The organism is Pseudomonas sp. (assembly GCF_041601375.1).
Lineage (GTDB): Bacteria > Pseudomonadota > Gammaproteobacteria > Pseudomonadales > Pseudomonadaceae > Aquipseudomonas.
Window position 1 is genome coordinate 1 of record NZ_JBFIIG010000165.1, and the last position, 9,570, is coordinate 9,570.

The following is a 9,570-nucleotide window of genomic DNA, read 5'->3' on the forward strand; positions in this document are numbered from 1 at the left end:
CAGGCGGTCATGTGGCCGGGGCTGAGCGAGCTCATCGAGGTGCTCACGCCCTGCCAGCACCGCCTGTTCGACCTCGGCGGCGAACTGGCCATGCCCGAGTACCAGGCCCTGCAACAGACCGAAGTCGAACGCCTGGAGGCGGCCATAGACCGCTGGAACGCGGAGCTCGGCCCGCTGGAGAACTTCATCCTGCCGGGCGGCACCCGCCTGGTCGCCCAAGCCCACGTCTGCCGCAGCCTGGCGCGTAGCACCGAACGCCGCTGCCAGCGGCTGAACGCCGAGGAAGCCATACGCGGCGTCGGCCTGGCCTATGTCAACCGCCTCTCCGACCTGCTGTTCGTCGCCGCCCGCCTGATCGCCAAGCGCCAGCACAGCGCCGAAGTGCTCTGGCAGGCCGCGCCGAAACCACAGGCGTAACCTGTAGCCGGATAAGCCTTGGCGCAACCCGGGCTAGAGGATCAGGTCAGGCTCAGCCGGCTCTCGAAGCGGCGTTGTTCGCCGCTTAGCGGATCGATGAAGGCCAGGCCCTGGGCCAGCAGCTTGAGCGGCCGACTGTAATCGTCCGGGGCATCGGGGCCTGCGCCGATCTCGGGGTAGAAGGGGTCGTTGAGAATGGGTGCGCCCAGGGCGGCCATGTGCACCCGTAGCTGGTGCTTTTTCCCGGTCACCGGATAGAGCCCGTAGAGCCAGTGCTCGCCCAGACGCTGCGCCACTTCGATGCGGGTCTCGGTATTGGCCAGGCCGGCGACTTCCTGCATGCGGAAGAACGGCTCGCCGGCGCCCAGCCGCGTGGCCCGGCGCAGGGGAAACTCCAGATCCGGCAGGGCCGGCGCCAGGGCCTCGTAGCGCTTGTCCATCTGCCGCTCACGGAACAGCGCCTGATACAGGCCGCGGCTCTGCGGATTGCAGGAAAACAGCACCAGCCCGGCGGTATGCCGATCGATCCGGTGCAGCGGCACCAGATCGGCATTGCCCAGGCGCTTGGCCAGGCGCGCCTGCAGCGTCTGCTCGACATACTCGCCGGCCGGCATCACCGGCAGGAAATGCGGCTTGTCGGCCACCAGCAGGTGCTCGTCGACATACAGCACACGCTCGACGAAGGGAATCGGCGTCTCCGCCGCCACCTCGCGAAAGTAATGCACGCGCAGGCCGACCCGATAGGCATGCGCCGGGCCGATCGGCGCGCCCTCGGCATCCAGCACCCGCCCACGCGCCATGCGCTGCAGCCAGACCTCGCGGCCGATCGCCGGAAAATGCGCGCACAGGCAATCGAGCACCGTCGACCAGTCGCCCTGGGGCAGATGCAGGGTGCTGGGGCGCATGTTGGAAGGGGAACGGGCAGACACGGACATGACGGGGCTCGGCGGACAACGGCGAAGATAACCGGCACCCATTAGGCCGCAGTCACTCGCCTGGCGTCAAAGACCGAGGTGGTTACAGCAATATCACCGCCCAGACTACGGCGATCAGACTCATGGTGACCAAGTGCGCGGCACTGCCTAGATCCTTGGCCTGTTTCGACAGCGGGTGCAGTTCCAGAGAGATGCGGTCCACCGTGGCCTCTACAGCCAAACCTTGAAACTGCCCGACACCGACCATGCCACCGGCAAGCCGTTCTATCTGCAACTGATGACCACCTCCAACCACCGGCCCTACATTTATCCGAGCGGACCTATCGATATCCCATCGGGCGATGGCCGCGAGGGCGCGGTCAAGTACACCGATCCATGCCGTCGGCCAGCTCCTCGAGCAGGCGCGGCGGCCTGCTCAATGTCGACTACACCTCGACCTTCTTTGGCCACTGCGCGCCGATGCAGCACCAGGCCGCACGCTGACTGGCAATTACCAGCACCTGGGCCTGTTCGACGGGCAGGATCTGGCGATTCTCAGCCCACAAAGGAGCATGCGCCGTCACCATGACGCCCTGGGCGCCAGCTACGACGTTAGCCATCATTTGCTCGACTGGCTGATCTGCCTGGGCTGCTACCGCCTGCTGCTGTACCGGCCGAGCCTCGCGCCGATCCTCAGCCTCACAACTCGAGCAGATACAGGCACAGCGACAGACTGAGCAGCGAGCCGAGCGTCGACAGCAGGATAGTGCTGGAGACCACCGCCGCCTCGCGGCGATAGAACTCGGCCAGCATATAGGGGCCAGTGCCGGTCGGCAGCGCGCTCAGCAGCAAGGCCGCAGCGGCCCACATGGGCGGCAGTTGCAGCACATGGAACGCCAGTATCCAGGTAATCAGGGGGTGAACGATCAGTTTGATCAGCACCAGGCCGACACTACCCTCACTGCGGCCGACCTGCTTGTGGGCGAGAAACAGACCGAGGGAAATCAGCGCACAGGGCGCGGTGGCACTGGCCAGCAGGTCGATGAAACGATGCAGCGGCGCCGGCAGCGGCTGGCCGCCCAGGGCCCACAGACCGCCGAGCAACGGCGCGACGACCAGCGGGTTCCTGGCCAACGCCAGCAGCACCTTGGCCGTAGCCCGCCGCAAGCTCTTTTCGTCCTGCAGGGCGACCTCGATGCACACCACCGCCAGGGCGAACAGCACACAGATCACGATCAGGCTGGCGATCAGCGCCGGCTGCAGCCCCTGGTCGCCGAAGACCAGCAGGCACAACGGAATGCCCATATAGCCGGTGTTGGCGTAAGACGCGCTGAGTCCCTGGATGCTGGCATCGGCCAGATTGCCGACCCGGCGCAGGCGCCAGAACAGCGTCAGCAGGAACACCACCAGGGTGCCCAGGCTATAGGCGAGGATGAACTGTGGTTGCCAGATCTGCGCCCACACCGCCGTGGCCGTGGCCTCGAACAGCAACGCCGGCAGGCATAGCCAGACCACCAGGCGATTGAGTTCCGAGGCGGCGCTCGGCCCGAGAATGCCCGTACGACGACACAGATAACCGGCCAGAATCAGGGCAAAGACCGGCAGAATCACGTTCAACACGGAGGCCATGGACCGGACCACTTGCTAGCAAAAGGTGATCGCGCAGGTTAGGGGCTGCAGCTCTGCGCGTCTAACAGCAATTGCCTGGGCAGCGCATTCATCCCACCCGCTGAGGCCAGAATGCGCGAATACCGGCGACTCCCTGGGCGCCAGCCTGCCATGCTTGCTCCAGATGCTGCGGGCCGACCCCGCCAAGCAAGTAGGCTGGCTTATTGAAACTGCGCAGCAACTCGTGGGCGCAGTTCCAGCCGAGCGGTTGAGTTTCAGGATGGCTTTGAGTCGCCTGCAGTGGCGACAGTGTGACGAAGTCCACTCCCAGTTGCGTGGCCAACGCCAGCTCCTCGGCCGTATGGCAGGAAGCCGCCAGCCAGCGTCCGGCCGGTAGCGGTCGCCCGCCGGCGGCCAGTTCGTGCAGTTGCCGGGACGTCAGGTGCCAGCCAGCTGCCGGAAAGTCCCCCAGCCACTCCAGCGGCCCCTTGAGCATCAGCTGCGCCCTGCCCGCACAGAGCCCCTGGATATCCTGCGCCAGGTCACGGTACCGGGCATCGAACATACCCGGCGCCCGCAACTGGACCAGGCGAATACCGCCGGCCAGGGCCGCACGCACCCCCTGCAGCAATGCCTGCGCAGGCAGCCCCTCTGGCGTGATCAGGTAGCGGTCGGGCAAACGGGCGGCCGCGACGATCGGCTGGTTGGCCGCCGGAAACTGGTACTCGGCCAGCTGCCGCGAAGCGACCCAGGCCAGTGGCTGGCCTTCGGCGCCATGCGGCTCGCCGACGAAGGCCGACACCTCCCAGACATCCAGCAACACCTGCTTGTCCGGGTAATCGTGATGCACCTGAATCAATGGCCGGGCGGCGGTCGGGCGAATGCCCAGTTCCTCCTCCAGCTCGCGAGCCAGAGCCGCCTGCACCGTCTCGCCAGGCTCGACCTTGCCGCCCGGAAACTCCCACAGGCCGCCCTGGTGCTGGTCGTGCGCGCGCCTGGCAATCAGGATGCGCCCATCCGCAGCACGGATCACCGCGGCGGCTACATGAATGCGTTTCACCCCAGCTGTTCCTCCTGGGCCACCTGGTACCAGCGCTGAAATGCCGGCCACTGATAGACCGTGGCCACATAAGCCGCCGCCACCTCGGGCAACTCCACCCGGTAACTGCGCAGCCGGGCCGCGACCGGGGCGAAGAAGGCATCCGCCAGGCTGGCGTGACCGAACAGGAAGGGGCCGTCCTCGCCGAAGTTGCCGCGGCAATCGGCCCAGAGCGCACAGATGCGCCGGATGTCGGCCTCGGCATCGGCCGGCATCTCGTCCAGCGCCTGATCGCGCTTGAGGTCCATCGGCAGATGCGTGCGCAGCGCGGCAAAGCCGCTGTGCATCTCGGCACAGACACTGCGCGCCACCGCGCGGGCATATTCGCCGCGCGGCCACAGGTAGGCCTCGGGGAAGCGTTCGGCGAGGTATTCGCCAATCGCCAGGGAATCCCACACCGGTCCCTCCTCGGTCTTCAGCAACGGCACCTTGCCGGTCGGCGAATGCTCGAGGATACGCGCCCGGGTATCCGCACGGTCGAGCGGGATCAGTACTTCGCTATACGGCGCCTCGGCCAGTTCCATGGCCAAGGCGGCGCGTAGCGACCAGGACGAGTAGGTTTTGTTGCCGATAACCAGAACCAGGGACATGGGAGCACTCCGTGCGTGATGCAGTTACTGAAGGGTCAACGGACATTAAGACGGCGCGCCGTCCAATAGCAAATTCCCGTTGTTCATGCCCCCATGAACAATCGGAATAGCCGCCTGCAAGCCCGTGCACGCTGGGAACAGGCTTGCCGCTTGCCGCTTAAGTACGATATTCGGCGTTGATCTTCACGTACTCATGGGACAGGTCGGTGGTCCAGATCGTCTCGCTGCAGGTTCCACGACCCAGCTCGATGCGAATGGTGATTTCCTCGTTGGCCATCACCGCCGCGCCCTGCTCTTCGGTGTAGCTGGCGGCACGGCAACCACGGCTGGCAATGCACACATCGCCAAGGAACACGTCGATCAGGCCGACATCCAGTTGCGCCACACCGGCGCGGCCGACCGCGGCGAGGATGCGCCCCCAGTTCGGGTCGGAAGCGAACAGCGCGGTCTTGATCAGCGGCGAGTGGGCCACGGCATAGCCGACATCCAGACACTCCTGATAAGTCGCCCCGCCGTTGACCTGCACGGTGACGAACTTGGTCGCGCCTTCGCCGTCACGCACGATGGCCTGGGCCACCTCCATGCACACCTCGAACACCGCGTGTTTGAGTGCGGCAAACAGCGCGCCGCTGGCCTGGGTGATTTCTTCCAGCGGCGCCTGGCCGGTGGCGATCAACATGCAGCAATCGTTGGTCGAGGTGTCGCCGTCGATGGTGATGCGGTTGAACGACTTGTTCGCCGCATCGCGCAGCAAGTCCTGCAAGACGCTCTGACTGACCCTGGCGTCGGTGGCGATGTAGCCGAGCATGGTCGCCATGTTCGGTTTGATCATCCCGGCGCCCTTGCTGATGCCGGTTACGGTGACGGTCACGCCGTCATGCACGAACTGGCGGCTGGCGCCCTTGGGCAGGGTATCGGTGGTCATGATGCCGGTGGCCGCTTCGGCCCAGTGATCCGCAGCCAGGTCGTCCAGGGCCGCCTGCAAGGCGCCTTCGATCTTCTCCACCGGCAAGGGTTCGCCGATCACCCCGGTGGAGAACGGCAGCACCGTACTCTCATCGACACCGGCCAGCTGCGCCAGGCTGGCGCAGCTGCGCACGGCATTCTGCAGGCCGGGTTCGCCGGTACCGGCGTTGGCATTGCCGGTATTGGTCAACAGGTAGCGCACAGGGCCGCTCACGCGCTTCTTGGCCAGAATCACCGGCGCGGCGCAGAAGGCGTTGAGGGTGAACACCCCGGCCACGCTGGAGCCTTCGGCGCAGCGCATGACTACCACATCCTTGCGCCCGGGGCGCTTGATGCCGGCCGAAGCGATGCCCAGCTCGAAACCTGGAACCGGGTGCAGGGTAGACAGCGGGCCAAGACCAACAGCCATAGGGTGTGCTCCTTGAGGGTTTAAAGTGCCGCGCCGCCGGGCACGAGCGAATTCGATGGTAAAACGCCGCGAACAGCAAAGCCGTTCGCGGCGTTTGGGGCAGGCTCAAGCATAGCCGAAGCCGCTACCCTTTCTGTTTAGCTTCGCCGGCCGAAGGTCAGTTGACCTGGCCGTGGCAATGCTTGTACTTCTTGCCGGAACCGCAAGGGCAAGGCTCGTTGCGGCCGATCTTCGGCTCGGTACGCACGGGCGGCGGCGCAACCGCCACGTCACCGTCCGCCGCCGCTTCGGGCTGCATCAGCGCAGATGCTTCGGCGTGCTGGAACTGCATGCGTTCGGCCAGCGCCTCGGCTTCGCGACGCAGACGCAGCTCTTCCTCGGCCGGGTCTTCGCGACGCACCTGAACATGGGACAACACGCGGATGGTGTCGCGCTTGATCGAGTTGAGCAGTTCCTGGAACAGGGCGAACGACTCGCGCTTGTACTCCTGTTTCGGGTTCTTCTGCGCATAACCGCGCAGGTGAATGCCGTGACGCAGGTGGTCCATGGTCGACAGGTGGTCTTTCCACAAATCGTCGAGCACGCGCAGCAGGATCTGTTTCTCGAAGGTACGCAGCGCCTCGGCGCTGGCCAGCTCTTCCTTCTCGTTGTAGGCCGCGACCAGCTCTTGCAGAATCCGCTCGCGCAGGGTTTCTTCGTAGAGCTTGTGGTCGTCGTCGAGCCACTGCTGGATCGGCAGCTTGATATTGAAGCCGGTGGTCAGGGCCTCTTCCAGGCCGGCGATATCCCACTGCTCGGGCAAGGACTGCGGCGCGATATGTTCGTTGATGATGCCTTCCAGCACTTCCTTGCGGAACTCGGCGATGGTTTCGCCAATGTCATCGGCAGCCAGCAGGGTGTTGCGCATGTGATAGATCACCTTGCGCTGCTCGTTGGATACGTCGTCGAACTCCAGCAGCTGCTTGCGCATGTCGAAGTTGCGGCCCTCGACCTTGCGCTGCGCCTTCTCGATGGCGTTGCTGACCATGCGATGCTCGATTGCTTCGCCGGGCTGCATGCCCAGGGCCTTCATGAAATTCTTCACCCGATCCGAGGCGAAGATGCGCATCAGGCTGTCTTCCAGCGACAGGTAGAAACGGCTGGAACCGGGGTCGCCCTGACGACCGGAACGGCCGCGCAGCTGGTTGTCGATACGCCGCGATTCATGCCGCTCGGAGGCGATCACATGCAAGCCGCCGGACTCGATCACCTGCTGATGACGCTTCTGCCAATCGGCCTTGATCTGCGCGACCTGCTCGTCCGTGGGATTTTCCAGGGTGGCCACTTCGACCTCCCAATTCCCCCCCAGGACGATGTCGGTGCCGCGACCGGCCATGTTGGTGGCGATGGTCAGCGCGCCCGGGCGCCCCGCCTGGGCGATGATCTCGGCTTCCTTTTCATGGAACTTGGCGTTGAGCACCTTGTGTTCGATGCCTTCCTGGTTCAGCAGACGCGAGACATATTCGGAGCTGTCGATGGTCGCCGTACCGACCAGGATCGGCCGGCCCTGGGCCTGGCATTCCTTGATATCGGTGATGATCGCCGCGTACTTCTCCTCCTGGGTCAGATAGACCAGGTCGTTGAAGTCCTTGCGCGCCATCGGCCGGTTGGTCGGGATCACGATCACCGCCAGGCCGTAGATCTGATGGAACTCGAAGGCTTCGGTGTCGGCGGTACCGGTCATGCCGGACAGCTTGCTGTACAGGCGGAAGTAGTTCTGGAAGGTGGTCGAGGCCAGGGTCTGGCTCTCGGCCTGGATCGGCAAACCTTCCTTGGCCTCGATGGCCTGGTGCAGACCCTCGGACAGGCGACGGCCCGGCATGGTGCGACCGGTGTGTTCGTCGATCAGCAGTACCTGATCGTTCTGCACGATGTATTCGACGTTGCGGTTGAACAACTTGTGCGCCCGCAAGCCGGAATAGACATGGGTCAGCAGGCCCAGGTTATGCGCCGAATAGAGGCTCTCTCCCTCGGCCAGCAAGCCGACCTCGGTCAGCAACTCTTCGACGAACTGGTGGCCGGCCTCGTTCAGTTCGACCTGGCGGGTCTTCTCGTCGACCTTGTAATGGCCTTCCTGAGTGACCACGCCTTCCTCTTCCTCGATGTGCAGCTTGAGGCGCGGGATCAGCTTGTTGATTTCGGCATACAGTTTGGAGCTGTCTTCGGCCTGGCCGGAGATGATCAACGGGGTACGCGCCTCGTCGATGAGGATAGAGTCGACTTCGTCGATCACGGCGAAATTCAGCTCGCGCTGGAATTTGTCTTCCAGGCTGAAGGCCATGTTGTCGCGCAGGTAATCGAAACCGAACTCGTTGTTGGTGCCGTAGGTGATATCGGCCGCATAGGCGGCGCGCTTCTCTTCCGGCGGCATGAACGGAATGACGATGCCCACCGACATGCCGAGGAATTCATACAGCGGACGCATCCAGTTGGCGTCGCGACGGGCCAGGTAGTCGTTGACCGTGACCACGTGCACGCCCTTGCCGGACAGCGCATTGAGGTAGACCGCCAACGTCGCCACCAGGGTCTTGCCCTCGCCGGTACGCATTTCGGCGATCTTGCCTTCATGCAAGGTCATGCCGCCGATCAACTGCACATCGAAGTGGCGCATGCCCATGATGCGCTTGCCCGCTTCCCGGGCTACCGCGAAGGCTTCCGGCAACAACTGGTCGAGGGTTTCACCTTTGGCCAGACGGGCCTTGAACTCGGCGGTCTTGTCACGCAGTTGCTCATCCGAGAGCGCGAGCATCTGCTCCTCGAAGGCATTGACGATCTGAACCGTCTTGAGCATGCGCTTGACTTCACGCTCGTTCTTGCTTCCAAAGAGTTTTTTCAACAAAGGCGCAAACATATCGGCTGGGTCTTCCACGCGTATGGATGGAGGGCGGCCCCATGAGTCGCCCATGCAGCCTTCATGGCTGCGTGCGAAGGGGGCATTCTACCCGGAAACGGAGATGAGGAAAGCGGCGTTATCAGGCGGTTCAAAAATGCAGCCAACGACGGCCGGGCAAGCCGAAGTCGGCAGAAACGCAACGAAGCGGGCAACCACCGAAGGCTGGCCCGCAGGGCGCGCGAAGTCCGCAGTGATTTCTCAACGCCCTGCTATTCGATGCCGCTGACTCGAGCGATGTAGCTGGTGGGGTTGATCACCCGGCCATTTTGACTGACTTCGAAATGCACATGGGAGCCGGTCGAGCGGCCGGTGCTGCCAACCTTGGCGATAACCTGGCCGCGCTGCACCAGATCGCCAACCTGCACCAGGTTGCTCTGATTATGCGCGTACAGGGTGACGTAGCCGTCGGCATGGCTAATTTCCACGGTATTGCCATAACCGGAACGCCGGCTCGAAGCGGTCACCACGCCGGCGGCTACCGCGACCACGTCACTGCCGGCCTTGGCGGCGAAATCCACGCCCTTGTGCACGCGCAAACGCCCGTTCAGGGGGTCGGTACGTCGACCGAACGGCGAGGAGATATAGCCCTGCAAGACCGGCCGCCCCGCGAGGTATTCGGCCTCATTGAGCTGGCG

8 protein-coding genes and 2 pseudogenes are annotated in these 9,570 nt (G+C 64.2%); 2 read left to right on the top strand and 8 right to left on the bottom strand.

Annotated features, from left to right (window positions below; all coding sequences use genetic code 11):
- Positions 1-417: cob(I)yrinic acid a,c-diamide adenosyltransferase (locus ABZE94_RS17445; protein ID WP_372876880.1), on the top strand; the 417-nt coding region annotated here is incomplete at its 5' end.
- A 41-nt stretch (positions 418-458) separates the two neighbouring features.
- On the opposite strand, the gene ABZE94_RS17450 is transcribed toward ABZE94_RS17445, so the two are convergent.
- Both ABZE94_RS17450 and ABZE94_RS17455 read right to left on the bottom strand, forming a co-directional pair.
- On the bottom strand, positions 459-1,352 hold the full coding sequence (locus tag ABZE94_RS17450; protein ID WP_372876882.1) for a pseudouridine synthase: 894 nt from the start codon (positions 1,350-1,352) through the stop codon (positions 459-461).
- Between the two features lie 82 nt (positions 1,353-1,434).
- A pseudogene (locus ABZE94_RS17455) lies at positions 1,435-1,569 on the bottom strand (diacylglycerol kinase); the annotation flags it as partial.
- Between ABZE94_RS17455 and ABZE94_RS17460 the strand changes: the two are divergent.
- A pseudogene (locus ABZE94_RS17460) lies at positions 1,561-2,068 on the top strand (hypothetical protein); the annotation flags it as partial. The pseudogenes ABZE94_RS17455 and ABZE94_RS17460 overlap by 9 nt on opposite strands.
- Here the strand turns inward: ABZE94_RS17460 and ABZE94_RS17465 are convergent.
- The 6 genes from ABZE94_RS17465 to ABZE94_RS17490 form a co-directional block, all read right to left on the bottom strand.
- Positions 2,031-2,960 carry an AEC family transporter gene (locus ABZE94_RS17465; RefSeq protein ID WP_372876884.1) on the bottom strand — a complete coding sequence of 310 codons (930 nt, stop codon included), beginning with the start codon at positions 2,958-2,960 and terminating at the stop codon, positions 2,031-2,033. The pseudogene ABZE94_RS17460 and the gene ABZE94_RS17465 overlap by 38 nt on opposite strands.
- A gap of 88 nt (positions 2,961-3,048) precedes the next feature.
- The gene (locus ABZE94_RS17470; protein ID WP_372876886.1) at positions 3,049-3,999 is read right to left on the bottom strand and encodes a Nudix family hydrolase; all 951 of its coding nucleotides are present in this window, start codon (positions 3,997-3,999) and stop codon (positions 3,049-3,051) included.
- Positions 3,996-4,628 carry a glutathione S-transferase family protein gene (locus ABZE94_RS17475; protein ID WP_372876888.1) on the bottom strand — a complete coding sequence of 211 codons (633 nt, stop codon included), beginning with the start codon at positions 4,626-4,628 and terminating at the stop codon, positions 3,996-3,998. The genes ABZE94_RS17470 and ABZE94_RS17475 overlap by 4 nt, the downstream gene beginning before the upstream one ends.
- Before the next feature lie 157 nt (positions 4,629-4,785).
- The gene (argJ, locus tag ABZE94_RS17480; protein ID WP_372876890.1) at positions 4,786-6,003 is read right to left on the bottom strand and encodes a bifunctional glutamate N-acetyltransferase/amino-acid acetyltransferase ArgJ; all 1,218 of its coding nucleotides are present in this window, start codon (positions 6,001-6,003) and stop codon (positions 4,786-4,788) included.
- Positions 6,004-6,160: 157 nt separating this feature from the next.
- The gene (secA, locus tag ABZE94_RS17485; protein WP_372876892.1) at positions 6,161-8,893 is read right to left on the bottom strand and encodes a preprotein translocase subunit SecA; all 2,733 of its coding nucleotides are present in this window, start codon (positions 8,891-8,893) and stop codon (positions 6,161-6,163) included.
- Between the two features lie 251 nt (positions 8,894-9,144).
- Positions 9,145-9,570 (bottom strand): M23 family metallopeptidase (locus tag ABZE94_RS17490; RefSeq protein WP_372876894.1); only part of this gene is annotated, 426 nt, incomplete at its 5' end.